The 20,045-nt window shown below is 71.4% G+C and carries 20 protein-coding genes and 1 tRNA gene; 16 read left to right on the forward strand and 5 right to left on the reverse strand.

The window, feature by feature from the left end; genetic code table 11:
- Positions 1-87 precede the first annotated feature (87 nt).
- From QI633_RS03825 to QI633_RS03855, 7 genes are all read left to right on the forward strand, one after another.
- Entirely contained in the window at positions 88-1,134 is a 1,047-nt protein-coding gene (locus QI633_RS03825) for an extracellular solute-binding protein (protein ID WP_282428154.1), read from the forward strand.
- A complete protein-coding gene (locus QI633_RS03830; RefSeq protein WP_282428155.1) occupies positions 1,131-1,940 on the forward strand; it encodes an SDR family oxidoreductase in 810 nt (269 codons plus the stop codon). The genes QI633_RS03825 and QI633_RS03830 overlap by 4 nt, the downstream gene beginning before the upstream one ends.
- 35 nt (positions 1,941-1,975) lie before the next feature.
- Positions 1,976-4,303: a molybdopterin-dependent oxidoreductase gene (locus QI633_RS03835; protein WP_282428156.1), complete on the forward strand. Its 2,328-nt coding sequence runs from the start codon at positions 1,976-1,978 to the stop codon at positions 4,301-4,303.
- Positions 4,304-4,565: 262 nt separating this feature from the next.
- Entirely contained in the window at positions 4,566-5,381 is an 816-nt protein-coding gene (locus tag QI633_RS03840; RefSeq protein ID WP_282428157.1) for an ABC transporter permease, read from the forward strand.
- On the forward strand, positions 5,381-6,184 hold the full coding sequence (locus tag QI633_RS03845; protein ID WP_282428158.1) for an ABC transporter permease: 804 nt from the start codon (positions 5,381-5,383) through the stop codon (positions 6,182-6,184). The genes QI633_RS03840 and QI633_RS03845 overlap by 1 nt, the downstream gene beginning before the upstream one ends.
- Positions 6,181-7,263 carry an ABC transporter ATP-binding protein gene (locus QI633_RS03850; protein WP_282428159.1) on the forward strand — a complete coding sequence of 361 codons (1,083 nt, stop codon included), beginning with the start codon at positions 6,181-6,183 and terminating at the stop codon, positions 7,261-7,263. Before QI633_RS03845 ends, QI633_RS03850 begins: the two co-directional genes overlap by 4 nt.
- A gap of 30 nt (positions 7,264-7,293) precedes the next feature.
- Complete coding sequence (locus tag QI633_RS03855) at positions 7,294-7,905, forward strand: DUF1345 domain-containing protein (RefSeq protein WP_282428160.1); 612 nt, start codon at positions 7,294-7,296, stop codon at positions 7,903-7,905.
- A gap of 41 nt (positions 7,906-7,946) precedes the next feature.
- Here QI633_RS03855 and QI633_RS03860 read toward each other — a convergent pair.
- Positions 7,947-8,022: transfer RNA gene (locus tag QI633_RS03860), tRNA-Arg, on the reverse strand.
- Between the two features lie 203 nt (positions 8,023-8,225).
- Here QI633_RS03860 and QI633_RS03865 point away from each other — a divergent pair.
- Positions 8,226-9,647: an LCP family protein gene (locus QI633_RS03865; protein WP_282428161.1), complete on the forward strand. Its 1,422-nt coding sequence runs from the start codon at positions 8,226-8,228 to the stop codon at positions 9,645-9,647.
- A gap of 11 nt (positions 9,648-9,658) precedes the next feature.
- The gene (locus tag QI633_RS03870; protein WP_174245239.1) at positions 9,659-9,832 is read left to right on the forward strand and encodes a hypothetical protein; all 174 of its coding nucleotides are present in this window, start codon (positions 9,659-9,661) and stop codon (positions 9,830-9,832) included.
- A 245-nt stretch (positions 9,833-10,077) separates the two neighbouring features.
- Here QI633_RS03870 and QI633_RS03875 read toward each other — a convergent pair whose 3' ends face one another.
- Genes QI633_RS03875 through QI633_RS03885 form a run of 3 tightly spaced genes read right to left on the reverse strand, consistent with a single transcriptional unit; the run spans position 10,078 to position 11,475 of the window.
- On the reverse strand, positions 10,078-10,419 hold the full coding sequence (locus QI633_RS03875) for an MscL family protein (protein WP_141800343.1): 342 nt from the start codon (positions 10,417-10,419) through the stop codon (positions 10,078-10,080).
- A 60-nt stretch (positions 10,420-10,479) separates the two neighbouring features.
- A complete protein-coding gene (locus QI633_RS03880; protein WP_282428162.1) occupies positions 10,480-11,121 on the reverse strand; it encodes an SAF domain-containing protein in 642 nt (213 codons plus the stop codon).
- 60 nt (positions 11,122-11,181) lie between these two features.
- Positions 11,182-11,475, reverse strand: coding sequence for an FmdB family zinc ribbon protein (locus tag QI633_RS03885; RefSeq protein ID WP_282428163.1), 294 nt, complete (start codon positions 11,473-11,475; stop codon positions 11,182-11,184).
- A 95-nt stretch (positions 11,476-11,570) separates the two neighbouring features.
- Between QI633_RS03885 and QI633_RS03890 the strand changes: the two genes are divergently transcribed.
- A complete protein-coding gene (locus QI633_RS03890) occupies positions 11,571-14,198 on the forward strand; it encodes a penicillin acylase family protein (RefSeq protein ID WP_282428164.1) in 2,628 nt (875 codons plus the stop codon).
- Positions 14,199-14,283: 85 nt separating this feature from the next.
- Here QI633_RS03890 and QI633_RS03895 read toward each other — a convergent pair whose 3' ends face one another.
- On the reverse strand, positions 14,284-14,883 hold the full coding sequence (locus QI633_RS03895) for a 5-formyltetrahydrofolate cyclo-ligase (protein ID WP_282428165.1): 600 nt from the start codon (positions 14,881-14,883) through the stop codon (positions 14,284-14,286).
- A 29-nt stretch (positions 14,884-14,912) separates the two neighbouring features.
- Between QI633_RS03895 and QI633_RS03900 the strand changes: the two genes are divergently transcribed.
- The 6 genes from QI633_RS03900 (at position 14,913) to QI633_RS03925 (ending at position 20,037) form a co-directional block, all read left to right on the forward strand.
- Positions 14,913-16,304 carry a UTP--glucose-1-phosphate uridylyltransferase gene (locus QI633_RS03900; protein WP_282429280.1) on the forward strand — a complete coding sequence of 464 codons (1,392 nt, stop codon included), beginning with the start codon at positions 14,913-14,915 and terminating at the stop codon, positions 16,302-16,304.
- Positions 16,297-17,499, forward strand: coding sequence for a gephyrin-like molybdotransferase Glp (glp, locus tag QI633_RS03905; protein WP_282428166.1), 1,203 nt, complete (start codon positions 16,297-16,299; stop codon positions 17,497-17,499). Before QI633_RS03900 ends, glp begins: the two co-directional genes overlap by 8 nt.
- Positions 17,492-17,968, forward strand: coding sequence for a cyclic pyranopterin monophosphate synthase MoaC (moaC, locus tag QI633_RS03910; protein WP_282428167.1), 477 nt, complete (start codon positions 17,492-17,494; stop codon positions 17,966-17,968). Before glp ends, moaC begins: the two co-directional genes overlap by 8 nt.
- Complete coding sequence (locus QI633_RS03915) at positions 17,965-18,447, forward strand: MogA/MoaB family molybdenum cofactor biosynthesis protein (protein ID WP_282428168.1); 483 nt, start codon at positions 17,965-17,967, stop codon at positions 18,445-18,447. The genes moaC and QI633_RS03915 overlap by 4 nt, the downstream gene beginning before the upstream one ends.
- On the forward strand, positions 18,444-19,088 hold the full coding sequence (locus QI633_RS03920) for a GNAT family protein (RefSeq protein ID WP_260806520.1): 645 nt from the start codon (positions 18,444-18,446) through the stop codon (positions 19,086-19,088). Before QI633_RS03915 ends, QI633_RS03920 begins: the two co-directional genes overlap by 4 nt.
- A gap of 73 nt (positions 19,089-19,161) precedes the next feature.
- Positions 19,162-20,037 (forward strand): hypothetical protein, encoded by an 876-nt coding sequence (locus QI633_RS03925; RefSeq protein ID WP_282428169.1) that lies wholly within the window; start codon positions 19,162-19,164, stop codon positions 20,035-20,037.
- Positions 20,038-20,045: the final 8 nt, after the last annotated feature.

Below are 20,045 nucleotides of genomic sequence, written 5' to 3' on the forward strand. Positions count from 1 at the left end.
CGTGCTTGGGACACTTCGACTCGCCGGCCGAATCAGCGGCTCCATAGTTGCGCTACTCGCGACGAACCCGCGATCGAGGAGGAAGAAATGAAGCGAATCAGCGCAGTCTCGGCAGCTCTCTGCCTGCTGCTCACGGCAGCCTGTGGAAGCGGGTCCGACGGCGCCGAGGGCTCTGATGCCAAGCGCATCGTCTTCGTCAACTACGGAGGCGAGGCCGTCGCGGCCGCCGAGAAGGGTTGGCTGGAGCCGTTCAAGGAGGCCACCGGGATCGACTACAAGGTCGACTCCCCGTTCGAGCCCGCGAAGGTCCAGGCGATGGTCGACTCCGGCCGGACGACCTGGGACATCGTCACCGTCGAGCCTGCCACCGGCGCACTCGGCTGCGGGAAGATCTACGAGAAGCGCGACCCCGACATCGACATGTCCGGCATGGACCCGCGCTTCGTCAACGACGACTGTGGCGTTCCGGTCTACCCGCAGGCCGTGACCCTGGTCTACAACAAGAAGCTGTTCTCCGGCGACAACGTCCCCACGTCCATCACCGACTTCATGGACACCAAGAAGTTCCCGGGCAAGCGGATCGCCTACAACTACATCACGACCCTGCCGCCGCTCCTCATGGCGGACGGCGTGGACAAGGACAGCCTCTACCCCCTCGACTTCGACCGCGCGGCCAAGGCGATCGACAAGCTCGGCAACGACCTCACGCTGCACGCCGACCTGGCGACCGAGGTCGAGAAGCTCGCCGCCGGCGACTTCGCGATGTGCCTGTGCTTCAGCGGACGCGTCGAGGTCGCGGCGCGCACGAATCCCGACCTGGGCATGGTCTGGAACGGCATCTGGCAGAGCTACACGATGGTCTACGCCGTCAAGAAGAGCGAGAGCCCGAAGTCCCAGCAGGCGTTCCTGAAGTGGATCGCCGACCCCGCCAAGCAGGCGCCCTACTACCAGTACATGGCCTACCCGTCGGCTGCGAAGGACGCCGGGCCGGAGGTGCCGGACAAGTTCAAGCCGTTCGTCGCCTCGGCCCACAAGGACGAGATCGGTGACAGCTCGGCGTACTACGACCTGGACTACATGCTGGAGAACCAGGCCGAGGTCGTCGAGCGCTGGACGGAGATGACGGCCGGATGAGCGAGCGCCCCTCCGTGCTCGCCGGGCGACCCCGCGGCGAGCACGGAGGTGGCGTTCCTCGTCTTGCGGGACTGGTCGGCCTGGTGACCGGGGGATCCCGGGGCATCGGGCTCGCGGTCGCGCGGCAGCTGGCAGCCGAGGGCGCACGGGTGGTGATCACGGGCCGCGACCAGCGGTCCCTGGACGACGCGTGCGCCCTCCTCCCTGCCGAGCGAGTCGTCGCGGTCCGTGGTGCGGCCGCCGACCCGGCGCACCGCGGACGGGCCCTCAGCACGGCCGTCGAGGCCTTCGGCGGCATCGACCTGCTGGTCAACAACGTCGCGACGACCGCCCCGCGCTCCGAGCTGACCTCGGTCGGGCACGACGACTTCCTGGCTGCGGTCGAGACCAACTGCCTGACCCCGCTGGCGTGGGTCCGGGAGGCGTGCGAGCAGGGGCTGGCGACCGGCGGTGGGTCGGTCGTCAACCTGTCCTCGGCACTCGCCCGCGCGACCAGTCGCACCGGCCTCGGCGTCTACGTCGCCACCAAGGCGATGCTGGAGTCGCTGACGGCCCAGCTCGCCCTCGAGCTCGCGCCGGCCATCCGGGTCAACGCGGTGGCGCCCGGTCTGGTGCGGACCGACCTCGCAGCCGCCCGCCTGGCCGACGACGAGCGCGCGATCGCCGCGACCTACCCCCTGGCGCGTGTCGGCGAACCCGACGACGTCGCCGCGACGGTGTGCCACCTGCTCTCGCGCGACGCGAGATGGATCACGGGCCAGTCCATCCTGGTGGATGGTGGTATCTCGGTGCGCAGCGCGCTCTAGCGCTGGCGGCCGACCGGAGCAACGAGGGAGAGCACATGGAGACGCGCCGGACGACGACCCACCTCGGGACCTTCGAGGTCGATCTCGTGGACGGACGCCCGGTCCGATCCCGCGCCCTCGCGGGCGACGAGGGGTCGGCCGGAGTGGCCGACGGGCTGCACGAGGTGCTGGACCACGACCTGCGGATCCGCCGGCCGCACGTCCGCAAGGGCTGGCTGGAGCGCGGACCGCGACACCGTGACAACCGGCGCGGTGCCGAGCCGTTCGTCCCGGTCGAGTGGGACGAGGTCTACGACCTCATCTCCGGCGAGCTCACCCGCGTGCGTCGTACCCACGGCGACGCCGCGGTCTTCGGCGGCTCGTACGGATGGTCCAGCGCCGGACGGTTCCACCACGCGCAGAGCCAGATCCACCGCTTCCTCGCCGTCGACGGCGGCTACACGTCCTCGCGCAACAGCTACAGCGTCGGAGCCCAGGAGGTCGTCCTTCCTCACGTCATCGGCGGCAACGGGATGGCGATGTTCGACTGGAACCCGAGTTGGCGGGAGATCGCGGAGCATGCACAGGTGGTCCTCGCCTTCGGCGGCGCGCCCCTGAAGAACACCCAGGTGAACCAGGGCGGCCTGCTCCGCCACGGTGCCGGGAGAGCACAGCGAGCGTGTGCCGAGGCCGGCGTACGGTTCCACTGCATCAGCCCGGTGCGCGAGGACCTCGACGAGGGCCTGGACGCGCGGTGGGTGCCGATCCGGCCCGGCACCGACACCGCGCTGATGTTGGCGATGGCCCATCACATCGCTGACAGGAACCTGGAGGACCGCGACTTCCTCGAGCGGTGCTGCACCGGGTATCCCGTGCTGCGTGACTACCTGATGGGCAGGATCGACGGCACCGTGAAGTCGGCCTCGTGGGCCGAAGGGATCACCGGAGTTCCGGCAGCCACGATCACCGGGCTCGCCGAGGAGCTGGCGGCCCATCGCAGCGTCGTGTCGGTCACCTGGTCGATCCAGCGGGCCCAACACGGCGAGCAGCCCTACTGGGCGGCCGTCGCCCTGGCGGCGATGTCCGGGTCGATGGGGCGGCCGGGCGGCGGCTTCGCCGCGGGACTCAGCGCGACCCACGGGATCGGCATCAACCGCGGTTCGCTCGGCGCCGCGAGCCTTCCGCAGCCACCCAACCCGGTTCCGGACTTCATCCCGGTCGCGCGGATCGCCGACATGCTCGCGGGCCCCGGCGACGTGATCGACTACGACGGCATCCGGATCGAGTACCCGGACGTCAGGCTCGTCTACTGGGCCGGGGGCAACCCGTTCCACCACCACCAGGACCTCAACAAGCTGCTGCGCGCCTGGAACGTGCCCGAGACGGTGGTCGTCCACGACTCGTGGTGGACGCCGATCGCGCGGCACGCCGACATCGTCGTGCCCGTCGCCACGACCTTCGAGCGCGACGACATCGCGGCCGGTGGCCGCGACGACATGCTGCTGCCGATGCGCCGCGTGGTGGACCCCCCGGACGGTGTGCCCACCGACTTCGAGGCCTTCCGCGAGGTGGCGCGGCGCCGCGACCTGCGCGGCGCGTTCGACGAAGGGCTCGATGCGCGCGACTGGCTGCTGAGGCTGTACGGCTCGACGGCGGAACGGGCCGCGGCCCGTGGGATCACCCTGCCGCCGTTCGAGGAGTTCTGGAGCGGCGAGGGGATTCAGCTCCCGCCGGAGCCCCGGGACTGGCGGGTGTTCGACGACCTGCGCCGCGACCCGGAGGCGCACCGGCTGGGGACGCCGTCGGGAAGGATCGAGATCTTCTCCGCGACCGTCGCCGGCTTCGGGTACGACGAGTGCCCGGGCTATCCCGTCTGGCTCCCGCCGGCGGAGGACATCGGCGATCCCCACGCCGATCCGGATGCCTTCCACCTCCTGTCCCACCAGCCGAAGGGCAAGCTGCACAGCCAGCTGGACTTCGCCCGCTCGAGCATGAGTCACAAGAGCGACGGCCGCGAGCGGGTGTCCCTGCACCCGCGTGCGGCGGCCCGCCTCGGCATCGCCGACGGAGACGTGGTCCGGGTGTTCAACGACCGGGGCGCGTGTCTCGCCGTCGCCCGGACCGATGACGGCATCCACGAACGGGTCGCGCTGATGGCGACCGGGGGGTGGTGGGACCCCGAGATCCCCGGTGAGCCCGGCGCGACCTGCCTCCAGGGCAACCCCAATGTGCTGACCCCGGACATCCCGACCTCACGCCTGGCGCAGGCGAGCTCGGCGCAGACCTGCGTGGTCTCGATCCGGCCCGAGCCGGACGCGCCGGCGACCCGCGCTCACATCGCTCCTCACATCGCTCCTCGGACCGTTCCGAGGGACGCGTCCTGACGGTGCGTCCGGGCCGCCCGTCCGGGGGATCCCCCACGTGGGTGCGAGTGGCCGCGGCACTGGTGATGTGTGCCGCGACACACCTAGTGTCGAGCCTCCTGAAGATGACAGCCGACCGCCGCGAGGGCGGCGGTTCGGGCCGGAGGAGGTGCACGTGACGACAGTGGCCGATCAGAGGGACGCGACTGCCGAGGACGTGGGCAGGAGTCGATCGTCGCGCGGACCGGGAAGGCGTCGCGGGTGGAGCGCAGGTCTCGTCCTGGTGCCCGTCGTCTTCGTGGTCCTGGTGTTCGTCTATCCCGTCGGGTCCATGTTCCGGCTGAGCTTCACCGAGATCTTCGGTGACGCCACCGGAGTCCTCGGCAACTACCACTGGTACCTGACGAACGACGTCCAGCTGGCCATCTTGCGGCGTACCTTCGTCGTCGCCGCCTGGGTCACCTCGATCTGCCTGCTCGTGGGATTCCCCTACGCCTACCTGATGACCAGAGTCGGTCCCCGCACCCGGCTGCTCATGCTGGCCGCCGTCCTGCTCCCGTTCTGGTCCAACATCGTGGCCCGTACCTACGCGTGGGTGATCCTGCTCGGCGACGTCGGCCCCGTCCGGTCAGTGTTGAAGACCGTGGGTCTGGGCGAGGTCCACCTCATCGGGAACATGACAGGGGTGACGATCGGTGCCGCGCAGGTACTGCTGCCGTTCATGATCCTGCCGCTCTACGCGACGCTGAACCGCATCGACCTGCGTCTGCTCGATGCGGCCGAGAGCCTCGGCGCCAAGCCCCGCCGGGCGTTCCTCGGGGTCTACCTCCCACTCGCGCTGCCGGGCATCCTGGCCGGCTCCCTCATCGTCTTCATCCTCACGCTCGGGTTCTACTTCACCCCCGCGTTCCTGGGCAGCACGAGGAACAGCCTCGTCTCGCAGCAGATCGTGACCCAGGTCAACCAGCTGCTGGCCTTCGGACGCGGAGGAGCGATGGCGCTCGTCCTGCTGTCCGTGGCGCTGGTCCTGCTGGCGGTGGTCTCGATCGCCACCAGACGCCTGACGAAGGCACTCGGCTCGGGAACGGGAGGCCGCTGATGACCACCACGCGCCGCAAGCCGTCACTGGCCCTGCGCTGCTACGGACTGCTCGTCGCGCTGCTGCTGCTGTTGCCGACCCTGGTCGTCGTACCGATGAGCTTCACCGACCGGGCCAGCTTCGCCTTCCCGCCGAAGGGCTGGTCGACGCGCTGGTACGAGAAGTTCTTCACCGACCCGCTCTGGTTGGACTCCGCGCTGTACTCCTTGCGGATCGGCGTCGTCGTGGCGGTGCTCGCGACGATCCTCGGGACGTTGGGGGCGATCGGACTGACGAACGGCCGCGGTCCGTGGCGGGCGCCGACCCGGGGGCTGCTGCTGGCACCGATGATCGTCCCGCAGGTGATCACCGCCGTCGGCGTCTTCTACGTCTTCCTCAAGCTGCAGCTGACGCAGACCTTCGCGGGCTTCGTGCTGGCGCACACGGCGCTGGCGATCCCGTTCGTGGTGATCACGGTGTCGGCCTCGCTGCAGTCCTTCGACCAGCAGCTCCTGCGGGCATCGGCGAGTCTCGGCGCCGGCCCCGTCCGTACCTTCTTCCGGATCACGTTGCCCCTCATCGCGCCGGGGGTCCTGATCAGCGCGCTCTTCGCTTTCCTGACGTCCTTCGACGAGGCGATCGTGTCGCTGTTCCTCGCCGGGCCGTTCACCCGGACGCTGCCCGTTCAGATCTATCAGAGTGTCACCGCGGAAGTGGACCCGACGGTCGCCGCTGCGTCGACCATGCTCCTGGCGCTGTCCACGAGCATCCTGGTCGGCCTCGGCGTCCTCTCCATGATCAGGGAAAGGCGAACCAAAGCATGAGCAACCACGGAGTCGGTGTCGAGATCACCGGCCTGACCAAGCGATACGGCGACGTGACCGCGCTGGCCGGGGTCGACCTGACCATCGCGCCCGGCGAGTTCATGACGCTGCTCGGGCCGAGCGGCTCGGGTAAGACCACGACCCTCAACGCCATCGCCGGCTTCGTCGAGCCGGACAGTGGTGACATCCGGCTGGGCGAGCGTCCGCTGCTGGGCGTGCCGACCCATCAGCGCGACATCGGCGTGGTCTTCCAGCACTACGCGCTCTTCCCGCACATGAAGGTCGAGGCCAATGTCGGCTACCCGCTGCGGCAGCGCGGGGTGAAGAAGCACGACATCGCCCGCCGGGTCGGCGAGATGCTCGAGGTCGTGGGTCTGTCCCACCTGCGGGGCCGTTACCCGCGCGAGCTGTCGGGCGGCCAGCAGCAACGCGTGGCGCTTGCGCGGGCGTTGGTCTTCGAGCCGAAGCTCCTCCTGCTCGACGAGCCGTTGGGCGCGCTCGACCGCCGGCTTCGTGAGGGCCTGCAGCTGGAGATCAAGCGCCTGCACCGCGAGGTCGGCGTGACCTTCGTGTTCGTGACGCACGACCAGGAGGAGGCGCTCGCGATGTCGGACCGCATCGCTGTCTTCAACGATGGACGCATCGAGCAGGTGGCCACGGCAAGCGAGCTGTACGAACGCCCGACCTCCCTGTTCGCCGCCCGCTTCCTCGGTGACTCCAACGTGTTCGAGGGGACGTACGACGCCGCGGCCCAGCCGGCCGTGCTGTGCAACGACCTCAAGCTCCACGCGCCGGCGGCGGAGCACGCTCAGGGCGACCGAGTGGCGCTCGTGGTACGACCCGAGCACACCCAGGTCCACCGTCGCGAGCACGTCGTCCCCACCGAGCACAACATGCTCCGGGCCCGCGTGACCGATGTCGTCTACCTCGGGGGACGACGACGGCTGGTCCTCGCCGGGCACGACGGCGAGATCCTGGTGGACGAGATGGCACCGTCGGTCAGCCACGCGGTCGGCGACGAGGTCGTCGTCAGCTGGTCGCCCGAGCGTGCCGCCGTCGTGGGGTGCTCGGGCCAGTGACCCCCGCCCGGGGTGTGCCACGCTGACTCCATGCCCGCTGTGCTCGCCGAGCTCCTCATGCTCGCCCTCGGCGCGGCGTACGTCGTCGGGCAACGGACCTGGAGCCTGCTCGGCTGGGAGGCGGTCACGATCGTGTACCTGCTCTGGGGCGGGGCCAGGGTGTGGTCGGGTGAGCGGTCGCCGATGAGGCCGAGCACGGCCCGGGGCCTGCGCCAATGGGCGTGGCTCTCGCCGCTGCTGTCCAGCGCGGTGGGCGCCACGGCCGCCGTGGTGGCGCTGGCCGCGAAGGACGACGTGGACCGTGACCTGGCCAGCCTGACGCTGGCCGGCGTCGCGTCGGTGGGCGTCGTGCTGTCGTGGATGATGCTCCAGGTCGGATTCGCGCAGGTCTACCACCTCGTCGACGCGGCGAACCCGGACGAGGTGGGCATCGAGCTGCCGAGCTCCGACGGCGGGTCGCCCTCGGCTCTCGACTACCTCTACTTCGCCTTCACGATGGGCACGTCCTTCGCGACCAGCGACGCGAGCGTGCGAACCACCGAGGTACGGCGGGTGGCGCTCGTGCACAGCGTCGTGGCCTTCTTCTACAACGCGGTGGTGGTGGCCGTCGCGTTCCAGGTCCTCCAGCAGGTGCTCGGCTGAGCCGGGTCCGGAGGTAGGCCCCACCGACCTGCGCTTCGCTGTGGTGCCCCAGGCAAGAGTCGAACTTGCGACCTTTCGCTTAGGAGGCGGCTGCTCTATCCACTGAGCTACTGGGGCGTGGAGAACATCTTGTCAGGTCGCGACCGGTTCCCCCGGATTGGGTCGGCGCCGGGGGAGCGGTGACAATGGTGAGCGACTCGCCGCTGCACTTGATGCGGACCGTACGGTGGGCGTGGTACCACCGGTGCCGATCGGCCGCTGACTCGGCAGCGTCGAGACAGAGACCATCCGCTGCGAGCGGCCACACGACCAGGTGATCCATGACGCAGGACGTTGAGACCGGGCGCGGTGACGCGCCGGGGAGCCGCGCCCGACGGGTGTCGACCTCGCGGGCCGATCGCGACCGGCGCCGCCCGCGCAACGAGCGCGGTGGCCGCGGCAGCAGGAGCAGTCGAGCGGCTCAGCCCAGCTCGACCGGCCGGACCGCCAGGCGGGTCGCCGGTGGGCGGCGCAAGCGCCCGCAGCCCGGCAAGGTCGTCTTCAAGGTGATCCTCGCCAGCCTGCTCTCCCTGGGGCTGGCGACCGGCCTGGGCGTCGTGCTGATCTACAACAACTGGAACGGCAACATCGACACCCAGGACCTCGGGGCCCAGCTGGGCAACGACCGGCCGACCGTGGAGGACACCGGCCCGAAGAAGGCGATGAACATCCTCGTCATGGGCACCGACACCCGTGCGGGCAAGGGCAACGGGATCGACGGCGAGGCGGGCGGCGGCCTGTCCGACACCACGATCCTGTTCCACCTCTCCGCCGACCGGAAGTTCGCCTACGGCATCTCGGTGCCGCGCGACACCGCCGTGATCCGGCCGACCTGCTACAAGGAGGACGGCGAGGAGATCCCGGCGGCGACCGGCTATGCGAAGTGGAACGCCGCCTTCGCGTACGGCGGCCCGGCGTGCACGATCCGCCAGTTCGAGCAGGCGACGAACATCCGGATCAACAAGTACGTGCTCGTCGACTTCAACCAGTTCCGCGACATGGTCAACGCGCTGGACGGCGTCGAGGTCTGCATCCCCGAGGACATCGACGACAACACGCACAACATCCACCTCAAGGCCGGCACCCGGGAGATCAAGGGCAACGAGGCGCTCACCTACGTCCGGGCCCGCTACCGGATCGGCGACGGCACCGACCCCAACCGCACCCGGCGCCAGCAGGCCTTCATCGGCTCGATGATCAACAAGGCGCTCACCGCCGGCATGATCGCGCGACCCGACCGCCTGATCGGCTTCATGAACGCCGCGTCCTCGTCGCTGCACACCGACTTCAAGAACATCGCGCAGATGGCCGACCTGGCCGTCACCGCGAAGGGCATCGGCGCCGACAACATCAAGTTCATCACCACGCCGTGGGTCTACTCCGACAAGGTCAGCTCCGGCATCGAGTGGACCCCCGAGGTCGACAAGCTGTGGCAGCTGGTCCGCAAGGACCGGCCGCTGACGCCCGAGTTCCTCAAGGACGCGCTCAGCGCGGGCGACAAGCCCGACGGCACCGCGTCCGCCGACGGCGCCGCGACCGACGAGGCGAGCGGGACCCCGTCCGACACGGCCGAGCCGTCCGACACCGCCAGCCCCTCCGGTACGCCGGGTGGCACCGCCAGCAACGGCACCCAGACCCCGCCGGCCACCACGCCCGAGGGCCTCAGCGCCTCCGGCCGCGAGGCCGCCGGCCTGTGCACCTGAGGCAGGTCGACGTGGGCGAGCGGCAGGAGACCGACTGGGAGCGGCGGCGCAGGCTGGCCGAGATCTTCGGCGACGTCGAGCCGTCGGTGACCTCCGACGAGCGGGACGACGCCCCATCGGCCACCCGGGAGAGCGCGAGCGAGCGCTGGCTCAAGTCGCAGGTCCCGCCGCACCACGGCGGCTGACGGGTCTCGAGACGGTTGCTGCGCAACCTCCTCGACCACCGTCAGGTCCCGCCGCACCACGGCGGCTGACGGGTCTCGAGACGGTTGCTGCGCAACCTCCTCGACCACCGTCAGGTCCCGCCGCACCACGGCTGCTGACGGGTCTCGAGACGGTTGCTGCGCAACCTCCTCGACCACCGGAACGCGCCGAGGGCCGGTGGGGATGTCCCCACCGGCCCTCGGTGACGTGTGCCGCGAAGCTGCTGTCAGCGGTTGACGAGCGAGTCGCGGATCTGGGTCAGCAACACGATGTCGGGAGCCTCCGCCTCGGGCTCGTCGGGGAAGTAGCGCTCCTTGGCCTTCGTGTAGGGCATGACGACCAGGAAGTAGACGACGGCGGCGAGGATCACGAACGCCACGACGGCGTTGAGGAACGCGCCGAAGGAGTTCGCCTCGTTGCTGAAGATCTCGCTGGCGGAGTCAGGCATCTGGGCGGTCAGCCAGTTGACGAAGGTGTTGACGACGGTGGCGAACGAGGCGCCGATGATCACGGCAACGGCCAGGTCGACCAGGTTGCCTCGCAGGATGAACTTCTTGAACCCGGACATTGATCTCTCCTCTTTCCCGAGCGTTGTGGTGGAGGTGGGAGCACTCTCTGGCCCCAGAAACTAACTGCGACTCCATGTATAAGTCACGTATTCGGCTGCGGACGCCGACGTGACGTGATACACGGCTCCCGAATCTAGGGCCAGCACGACCAGGCGCCCGGGAAGCGCGCCGTCGGCGGCCGAGGCGGCATCCGGTACGGCGAGCACGGTCGCGTCGTGCGCCAGGGCCTCGGTCGTGCCGGCTTGGGGGTCGGTGCCGAGCAGGTCGATCCGGTCCCCGGGGCTCAGCAGCGCCACCTGGCCGGCGTCGGAGAGCCGGATCGGCACGGTGACGGTGCCGGCGGGCTGGGCCGCCCCGAGGCCGGGGCCGACCAGGCGCACGTCGGTGACCGCCTCGCCGGCTCGCACCGGTGCCGCGAGCCGGCGCCCCACGGGATCGCGCGCCACTCGTTCCGGTACGGCGTCCGGCGGCACCTCCACCGGGACCAGGTCGCCCGCGGCGACCTCGCGGCCGGCGGGCAGGTCGCGCGCCGCCACGAGGAGCGTGGCGGTCGAGGGTGGCGGCGGTGCGACGGAGCGCACCGCGACGGCGGCGCCCACGCCGAGCAGCAGGGCGGCGATCAGCCGTCGGCGCCGCAGCACCCGTCGTCGTACGTGGTCGCGGGCGTCACGCAGCCGGTGCAGGGGTGAGCGGGAGTCCATGCGGGCGACCGTAGGCCGCCGCGACGCCGGCCGCCGGCGTCATCCACAGGGACCTCGGGATCAGGCGGGAGAGGCGGCCGAGCTCGTGCTCGACGCCCCGGACGACTCGCTCGACGAGGACGACGAGGTGGTCGAGGAGGCCGCCGGTGTGGACGGCGTGCTCGACGCGCTGCTCGACGCCTTGCTGTCGGTCTTGTAGAACCCGGAGCCCTTGAACACGACACCGACCGAGTTGAAGACCTTGCGCAGCTTGCCGGTGCACTCGGGGCACGTGGTCAGGGCGTCGTCGCTGAACTTCTGGACCTGCTCGAAGGCATGACCACACTCGGTGCACAGGTACTGGTAGGTGGGCATCGACGTTCCTCGTTCGGCACTCTGGCGCTAGCACTCTGATCTGTTGAGTGCCAATGCTACGTCAGCAGGCAACCTCACGGCACAATGGCGCCACCATGGCGGACCTCGACACTCCTTCCCCGGCCCGCGCACGCTGGCCCCGGTGGCTGCGCTGGACCACTGCCCTCGGGGTACTCCTGGTCCTCGTCCTGGTCGCCGGCCTGACCACCGCGGTCGTCGGCGTGCGCCGCTCCTGGCCCCAGACCGGCGGCGAGCTGTCGATCAGCGGCCTCGACGGCGAGGTCCGGGTGGTCCGCGACGACCACGGCATCCCGCAGATCTACGCCGACTCGACCCACGACCTGATGCTGGCGCAGGGCTTCGTGCACGCCCAGGACCGCTTCTTCGAGATGGACGTACGACGGCACGCCACCGCCGGGCGCCTCTCGGAGCTCTTCGGCGAGTCCGGCCTGGAGACCGACCTGGTGGTGCGCACCCTCGGCTGGCGCGAGGTGGCCGAGAAGGAGGTCGCGATGCTGCGGCCGGCGACTCGCAGCGCGCTGGACGCGTACGCCGAGGGCGTCAACGCCTACCTCGAGGGCCGATCCACCTCCCAGATGTCGCTGGAGTACTCCCTCCTCGGCATCACCGGCCTCGACTACCAGCCCGAGCAGTGGACTGCCGTCGACTCGGTCGCCTGGCTCAAGGCGATGGCCTGGGACCTGCGCGGCAACCTCGAGGAGGAGATCGGCCGCTCGATCGCGACCGCGACCGTCGGCGAGGACCGCACCCAGGACCTCTACCCCGGCTACCCGTACGCCGCGCACGCCCCGATCGTGCAGCAGGGCGGCGTGGCCGACGGCGTCTTCGACCAGGACGCGACCGGCGCCGGTGCCGGCGGCCTCACCCGCCCGCCGGTGGGCGGCGCCGCGACCGTGCGGGCGCTCGCGAAGGTGCGCAGCGTGCTGGGCGGCATGCCCGCCCTGCTCGGCCGGGGCGACGGCATCGGCAGCAACGCGTGGGTCGTCGACGGCGACCACACCGACACCGGTGCGCCGATCCTCGCCAACGACCCGCACCTCGGCATCTCGCTGCCCGGCGTGTGGACCCAGGTCGGCCTGCACTGCCGCACCCTGTCCGACGAGTGCCCCTACGACGTGGCCGGGTTCAGCTTCTCCGGCGTGCCCGGCGTGGTGATCGGCCACAACCGCGACATCGCCTGGGGCTTCACGAACCTCGGCCCCGACGTGACCGACCTGTACGTCGAGCGGGTCACCGGCGACGAGTGGGAGTACGACGGCCAGCAGCTCCCGATGACCCGGCGTACCGAGAAGATCGAGGTGCGCGACGGCAAGGACGTCGAGCTCACCGTCCGCGCCACGAGCCACGGCCCGCTGCTGTCGGACCTCGCGCGGTTCGCAGACGAGGACGGCATCGAGATCACCGAGGACGGCCTGCTCGACCAGGTCGATGCCGTCGCCGACGGTCAGCAGGACGAGTCGGCCGGAGACGTCGCGATCTCGCTGGCCTGGACCGCGCTGACCCCGCGCCCGACCGCCGACGCGCTGCTCGCCCTCGACCGGGCCTCGGACTGGACGTCCTTCCACAAGGCGCTCTCCTCGTTCGCCACCCCGGGCCAGAACGTCGTGTACGCCGACACCGAGGGCCACATCGGCTACCAGGCGACCGGCGCCGTCCCCATCCGCCGGCCCGGCAACGACGGCCGGCTCCCCGCCGCCGGCTGGCTCAAGGAGACCGACTGGACCGGCGAGGTCGTGCCGTACGACGCGCTGCCGAACGTCCTCGACCCCGACTCCGGGATCATCGCGACCGCCAACCAGGCGGTGATCGACCCGACCCGCTACCCGCCGTACCTCACCTCGGACTGGGACCTCGGCTACCGCTCGGACCGGATCAACCGGCTGCTCGCGGCCGACGACGAGCTCAGCGTCGAGGGCATGGCGGCCATCCAGCTCGACGACCGCAGCGCGATCGGGGAGGCGCTCACGCCGTACCTGCTCGACGTGGAGCTGCCGCGCGGCTACTACTCCGACGGGCAGCGCCTGCTGAAGTCGTGGAACTACCAGCAGGACGCCGACAGCGCGGCGGCGGCGTACTTCAACGTGGTGTGGCGCGAGGTCCTCTCCCGCACGTTCTCCGACGAGCTGCCGAAGGTGATCCAGCCCGACGGGGGCGACCGCTGGTTCGCCGTGGTGAGTGCGCTGCTGCCGCGCGGCAAGAACCCGTGGTGGGACGACGTGCGCACCGACGACAAGGTCGAGCGCCGCTCCGACATCCTGCGTGACGCGATGATCGCGGCCCGCGACGAGCTCACGGCGCTGGAGTCGCCGAACGCCGAGGAGTGGACCTGGGGTGCGCTGCACGAGCTCGAGCTGCGCTCCTCGACGCTGGGGGAGTCCGGGATCGGGATCGTCGAGCGGCTCTTCAACCGCGGTGGCTGGGAGGTCGGCGGTGGTGGCTCGCTGGTCAACGCGACCGCGTGGGACGCGCGCACCGGCTACCAGGTCGCGACCGCGCCGTCGATGCGGATGGTCGTCCCGATGGACGACCTCGACGCGGCCCGCTGGATCAACCTCACCGGCGTCTCCGGGCACGCCTTCCACCCGCACTACACCGACCAGACCGACCTGTGGGCCCGCGGCCAGACCCTGCCCTGGGTGTTCTCGGAGAAGGCGGTCGACGACGCCGCCGAGGACGTGCTGCTGCTCAAGCCCGAGGGCTGACCCCGGCCGGCCCTCGGATCGTTCGATCGAACGATTTGGGGGACATCTGGGCGCCGGATCCCCCCCAAACCGTTCGATCGAACGATCAGGGGGAGTCGAACCGCAGCACCCCGCCGGGGGTCGCGGCCGCGGAGACCGGGCGGTCGTGCGGCTCGGCGGGTACGTCGAGGAGGACCTCGTCGTCGTAGAGCAGGACGCAGGTGAAGGTCCCGACCGGCACGCGGGACAGCGCCCGGTCGTAGGACCCGCCGCCACGGCCCAGTCGCATCCCGTCGCGGGACACCGCGAGGCCGGGGACGAGGACGACGTCGGCCGTCGCGACCGCTTCGACGCCGAGGGGCGTGCCGACCGGCTCGAGCAGGCCGCGCCGGGCCGGCGCCAGCGAGGTCGGACCGTGGTACGCCGCCCAGTCCAGGTCGTTGTCGGCCATCAGCACCGGCAGCACCACGCGCTTGCCCGCGTCGACCAGCAGGTCGAGCAGCGCGGTGGTGCCGGGCTCGGTGCCGACGGAGACGTACGCCGCCACGGTGGCCGCCCGGCGTACCTCCGGCGCCGCGAGGAGATGGTCGGCGATGGCCCGGGCGGCGGCCCCGACCTCGGTAAGCGAGCGGCGTCGCCGGGCGGTGAGGAGCTGGTCGCGGGCCGCGACCTTGGCCGCTCCTTGGAGCGGATGTGGACCTGTCACGCAGGAAGCCTACGATCGGCAGCATGGGTATGAGTGGCCGCAGTGGCGGTCTCGAGAAGGCGCGGGCGAAGATGCTCGACGCGGGGGTCGACCCCGTGGCGATCGAGACGTTCGCGCACTACTACCGGCTGCTCGAGCACGGTGAGACCGGCATGATCCCGGAGTCGACCATCGAGCCGGTCGACATCGAGAGCCTCGCCGACGTCGAGGTCGCTGAGGACGTCGCGGCCGACGCGATCGGGAGGACCGTCGCGATCAAGCTCAACGGCGGGCTCGGCACCTCGATGGGCATGGAGCGCGCCAAGTCGCTGCTCTGCGTGCGCCGCGGCCTGTCCTTCCTCGACATCATCGCCCGCCAGGCGCTGCACCTGCGTCGGCAGTACGACGCCCGCCTGCCGCTGCTGTTCATGAACTCGTTCCGCACCTCGGCCGACACCCTCGACGCCCTCGGCCGCTACGAGGACCTCGCCGTCGACGGCCTGCCCCTGGAGTTCCTGCAGAACAAGGAGCCCAAGCTCCTCACCTCCGACCTGACGCCGGCCGCCTGGCCCAAGGACCCTGACCTCGAGTGGTGTCCGCCCGGTCACGGCGACCTCTACACCGCGCTGCGCGGCACCGGCCTGCTCGACCGCCTGATCGAGCAGGGCTACCGCTACGTCTTCGTGTCCAACTCCGACAACCTCGGCGCCGTACCCGACCCGCGGGTCGCGGGCTGGTTCGCCTCGACGGGTGCGCCCTTCGCGATCGAGGCCGTACGACGGACCGCCTCCGACCGCAAGGGCGGCCACTTCGCGCGTCGCAAGGCCGACGGCCGGATCGTGCTGCGCGAGACCGCGCAGACGCTGCCCGAGGACCGCGCGGCTCTCGCCGACCTCGAGCGGCACCGGTTCACCTCGACCAACAACCTGTGGTTCGACCTGCACGCGATGAAGGCGGTGCTCGACGGCCGCGAGGGCATCCTCGGGCTGCCGCTGATCCGCAACGTCAAGCACGTCGACCCGGCCGACCCCGCCTCGCCGGAGGTCGTGCAGATCGAGACCGCGATGGGTGCGGCGATCGAGGTCTTCGACGGCGCCCGCCTGATCGAGGTCGGTCGCGACCGGTTCATCCCGGTCAAGACCACCAACGACCTGCTCGTGCTGCGCTCCGACGTCTACGAGATCGGCGCCGACTTCGCGCTGACGCAGGTCGCCACCGACGTGCCGTACGTCGAGCTGGACGCCGACCACTACAAGGTCGTCGGCGAGTTCGACAAGCGCTTCCCCGAGGGCGCACCGTCGCTCGCCAAGGCCACCGCGCTCAAGGTCGAGGGCGACTGGACCTTCGGCCACGGCGTCCAGGTCGTCGGTGCCGTCGAGCTGGACGCCAAGGGCGCCCAGCGGGTGCCTGCCGGTGAGGTGCTGTCGGGGTCGGATGACTGACCCGGCCTGCTCGGTCGACGAGCACCGGTCGCGGGTCCTCGAGGGCGTCCGGGCGCTCGATCCCGAGGTCGTCCCGCTCGCCGAGGCGCTCGGCCGGGTCCTGGCCGCCGACGTCGCGGCCGCCCTGTCCGTGCCGCCCTTCGACCATGCCGCGATGGACGGCTTCGCGGTCCGCGCCGCCGACGTGGCCGCGGTCCCGGTGTCGCTGCCGGTGACCGGTGCGGTCGCCGCGGGCGACGCCGTGACGCCGCTGGCACCAGGTACGGCGGTCCGGATCATGACCGGCGCCCCCGTGCCCCCGGAGGCCGACCTGGTCGTGCCCTTCGAGTGGACGTCCGGCGCCGACCCGGTCGAGATCCGCGAGCGGGCGGACGCCGGGCGACACATCCGTTTCGAGGGCGAGGACGTGCGGGCCGGCGAGGTCGCCCTCGCCGCCGGCGCGCGGCTCGGACCCGCCCAGCTCGGCCTGCTCACCTCCGTCGGTGCCTCGTCGGTCCCGGTGCACGCCCGCCCGCGGGTGGCCGTGCTGTCCACCGGCGCGGAGCTGGTCGTGGGCCAGGTGCCCGACAGCAACTCGCCCACCCTGGTCGCCGCGGCTCGCGACGCGGGCGCCGACGCCGCCGCGTTCGGCCCGGCGCCCGACGACCTCGCGGGCTTCCGTGCCCTGCTCGCCACCGCGGTCGAGGCGGCCGACGTCGTCGTCACCACGGGCGGCATCTCCGCCGGCGACCACGACGTCGTCAAGGCCGCGCTGCGCGACGACCCGGCGTTCTGGTTCGGGCCGGTCGCGATGAAGCCCGGCCGCCCCCAGGGCTGCGGGGTGGTCGTCGCCTCCGACGGCCGCCGGGTCCCCGTCGTCACGCTGCCCGGTACGCCGATCGCCGCCTACGCCGCCTTCCTGCTGTACGTCGTCCCGCTGCTCCACGCGCTGGGCGGGATCCGCTGGCTGCCGCCGCGGGCGCCGCTGGCCGCCGCGGTGCAGGCCGGCGACCGGACCGTGCTGCTGCCCGCCGTCCTCTCCGACGCCTCGGGTGCGGTGGCGCCGCTTCCCGGGCACGCCGGTCACTCGCAGCGTCTGCTCGCCGCGGCCGACGCGTTGCTCGTCGTACCGCCCTCGGGGAGGCTGTTGCCCGAGGGCACCTTCGTCGAGGTGCTCGCCCTGCATCCGCGACCCCAGGAGGGCCTTCATGGCTGACGATCCGCGGCTGACCCATGTCGACGAGGCCGGCGCGGCGCGGATGGTCGACGTGTCGGCCAAGGCCGTGACCCACCGGGTCGCGACCGCATCCGGCCGAGTCCTCGTCTCGGCGGAGGTCGTCGGCCTGCTCCGCGGCGAGGGCGTGCCGAAGGGCGACGCGCTCGCCGTGGCCCGCATCGCCGGGATCATGGGCGCCAAGCAGACGCCCGCGCTGGTCCCGCTGTGCCACCCGCTGTCGATCTCCGGTGTCACCGTCGACCTCACCGTCGCCGACGACGCCGTCGAGATCGCCGCGACCGTCAGGACCACCGACCGCACCGGCGTCGAGATGGAGGCGCTGACCGCCGTGTCCGTCGCCGCGCTCACCATCGTCGACATGGTCAAGGCCGTCGACAAGAGCGCGGTCATCACCGACGTGCGGGTCGAGACCAAGAGCGGCGGCAAGTCGGGGGACTGGTCGCGATGACCTCCGGCTACCCCGCTGCCGTGGTGGTGGCGTCGAACCGCGCCGCCGCCGGAGTGTACGACGACACGACCGGTCCGCTCATCGTGTCGGCCCTGCGGTCCTGGGGCTTCGTCGTCGACAAGCCCGTCGTCCGTCCGGACGGGGAGCCGGTCGGCGAGGCGATCTCGGCGGCCGTGGCCGGCGGCGCGCGGGTCGTGCTGACCACCGGCGGCACCGGCCTCACCCCGACCGACCGCACCCCCGAGGTGACCCGGCCGCTGCTCGACCGCGAGGTCCCCGGCCTGGCCGAGGCGATCCGTGCCGCCGGCGTCGCCAAGGGCGTGCCGACCGCGGTGCTCTCGCGCGGGTTGGCCGGCGTCTGCGGCACCGCCCTGGTCGTGAACCTCCCCGGCTCGCGCGGCGGCGTGAAGGACGCGCTGGCCGTGCTCGAGCCGGTGGTCGTGCACGCGGTCGAGCAGATCGTCGGGAGCGACCATTGACCGAGGCCCCTCGCGAGCGGATGGTCGTCGGCGTCCCGGGCCGGGCCTGGCCCAACGAGCTGATCTCCGGCACCGACCCCGTCGTCCGGTTGCGCCCCATCGCGCGCTCCGACGCCCGCGCCTGGCGCACCGCGCGGCGCCGCAACGCCGTGTGGCTGGGGCCCTGGGACGCCACCGCCCCGCCCGGCTCCGACGCCCGCCCGACCTCGTTCCGGGCCCTGGTCAAGCGGCTGCGCAAGGCTGCGCGGCGCGGGACGACGTACCCCTTCGTGGTGGAGGTCGACGGCGTCTTCGCCGGCCAGGTCAGCGTCAACAACATCGTGCGCGGCTCGGCGCAGTTCGCGTCCGTGGGGTACTGGATCGACCAGCAGTTCGCGGGTCGGGGCGTGATCCCGCGTGCCGTCGCGATGGTGATCGACCACTGCTTCTTCCTCGGCGGCCTGCACCGCATCGAGATCTGCATCCGCCCCGAGAACTCCAACTCGCTGCGGGTGGTGGAGAAGCTCGGCATCCGCGAGGTCGGCTACGCGCCGTACTTCCTCCACATCGACGGGGAGTGGCGCGACCACCGCATCTTCGCCGTCACCCGCGAGGAGGCGCCCCGCGGTGTCCTCGTGCGCCTCGACCGCCAAATCACATGAGTCACAGGAATCAATCTGTGACACACCGATGGACATGCGCCCCGCACTGAGGTACCGCTCCTAACCTCTCGGTGTGGACCTGAGCTCGCTGATCTTCGTCGCCTTGTTCGTGGCGTGGGCGGTCTACCTCGTCCCGATGGCGCTGCGGCGCCACGAGGAGGACGCCTCCAGCCGCTCGGTCGACGGGTTCTCCGACCGGCTGCGGGTGCTCGCCCGGCGGGATGCGGTGTCGACCACCGAAGCCGAGCTGGTCGCCACCGGCCGGCCAGGTCCGTCGACGCAGAAGTCGGAGAAGTCGTCGGAGAAGCGGGACGAGCCCGCGGCGCCCACCCCTGCGCCGCGTGCCACCCGCCCGACCTCCTCGGCCGCCCGTCGCGCCGCCGCGCGCCGCCGTCGGGTCTTCAACCTGCTCCTGCTCGCGATCGTCGTCGTCGCCGCCCTGGCGATCGGCAAGGTCGTCGCCTGGGCCTGGCTCGCCGCGCCTGCCTCCCTGATGGCCGCCTGGCTCGTCGCGTGCCGCCTCATGGTCAAGCGCGAGCGCGCCGCCCGCTCCACCCCGGTCCGCAAGCGCCGTACCACGCTCGCCGACGAGGAGATCGCCGCCGAGGATGCCTCCGAGTCCGAGGAGCCCGGCGCCGCCGGACCGTTCGACGAGCTGCGCGACGACACCGACGAGATCCCCGTCGTCTCCGCCGAGCTCCTCGACGACTCGACCCCCGCCGACGCCCCCGCCCAGAACGGCTGGACGCCGGTCCCGGTCCCGCTGCCGACGTACGTCGCCAAGGCGCCTGCCGGTCGTACCGTCCGCACGATCGACCTCGACTCCACCGGCGTCTGGAGCTCGGGCCGCAACGAGGCCGACTCCCAGCTCGCCCGCGAGGCCGACGCCCAGCGTGCCCAGGACGTGGCCGCCGCCGACGCCGACCAGCGCCGCGCCTCCGGCAGCTGACCCCTCTC

The sequence above is a fragment of the Nocardioides sp. QY071 genome, from assembly GCF_029961765.1.
Classification (GTDB): domain Bacteria; phylum Actinomycetota; class Actinomycetes; order Propionibacteriales; family Nocardioidaceae; genus Nocardioides.

Excerpts from the sequence above, each read along its gene's own strand:
- QI633_RS03825 (WP_282428154.1), top strand. The coding sequence starts at position 88 with ATGAAGCGAATCAGCGCAGTCTCGGCAGCTCTCTGCCTGCTGCTCACG.
- QI633_RS03830 (WP_282428155.1), top strand. The coding sequence starts at position 1,131 with ATGAGCGAGCGCCCCTCCGTGCTCGCCGGGCGACCCCGCGGCGAGCAC.
- QI633_RS03835 (WP_282428156.1), top strand. The coding sequence starts at position 1,976 with ATGGAGACGCGCCGGACGACGACCCACCTCGGGACCTTCGAGGTCGAT.
- QI633_RS03845 (WP_282428158.1), top strand. The coding sequence starts at position 5,381 with ATGACCACCACGCGCCGCAAGCCGTCACTGGCCCTGCGCTGCTACGGA.
- QI633_RS03850 (WP_282428159.1), top strand. The coding sequence starts at position 6,181 with ATGAGCAACCACGGAGTCGGTGTCGAGATCACCGGCCTGACCAAGCGA.
- QI633_RS03855 (WP_282428160.1), top strand. The coding sequence starts at position 7,294 with ATGCCCGCTGTGCTCGCCGAGCTCCTCATGCTCGCCCTCGGCGCGGCG.
- QI633_RS03865 (WP_282428161.1), top strand. The coding sequence starts at position 8,226 with ATGACGCAGGACGTTGAGACCGGGCGCGGTGACGCGCCGGGGAGCCGC.
- QI633_RS03875 (WP_141800343.1), bottom strand. The coding sequence starts at position 10,419 with ATGTCCGGGTTCAAGAAGTTCATCCTGCGAGGCAACCTGGTCGACCTG.
- QI633_RS03880 (WP_282428162.1), bottom strand. The coding sequence starts at position 11,121 with ATGGACTCCCGCTCACCCCTGCACCGGCTGCGTGACGCCCGCGACCAC.
- QI633_RS03885 (WP_282428163.1), bottom strand. The coding sequence starts at position 11,475 with ATGCCCACCTACCAGTACCTGTGCACCGAGTGTGGTCATGCCTTCGAG.
- QI633_RS03890 (WP_282428164.1), top strand. The coding sequence starts at position 11,571 with ATGGCGGACCTCGACACTCCTTCCCCGGCCCGCGCACGCTGGCCCCGG.
- QI633_RS03900 (WP_282429280.1), top strand. The coding sequence starts at position 14,913 with ATGAGTGGCCGCAGTGGCGGTCTCGAGAAGGCGCGGGCGAAGATGCTC.
- glp (WP_282428166.1), top strand. The coding sequence starts at position 16,297 with ATGACTGACCCGGCCTGCTCGGTCGACGAGCACCGGTCGCGGGTCCTC.
- moaC (WP_282428167.1), top strand. The coding sequence starts at position 17,492 with ATGGCTGACGATCCGCGGCTGACCCATGTCGACGAGGCCGGCGCGGCG.
- QI633_RS03915 (WP_282428168.1), top strand. The coding sequence starts at position 17,965 with ATGACCTCCGGCTACCCCGCTGCCGTGGTGGTGGCGTCGAACCGCGCC.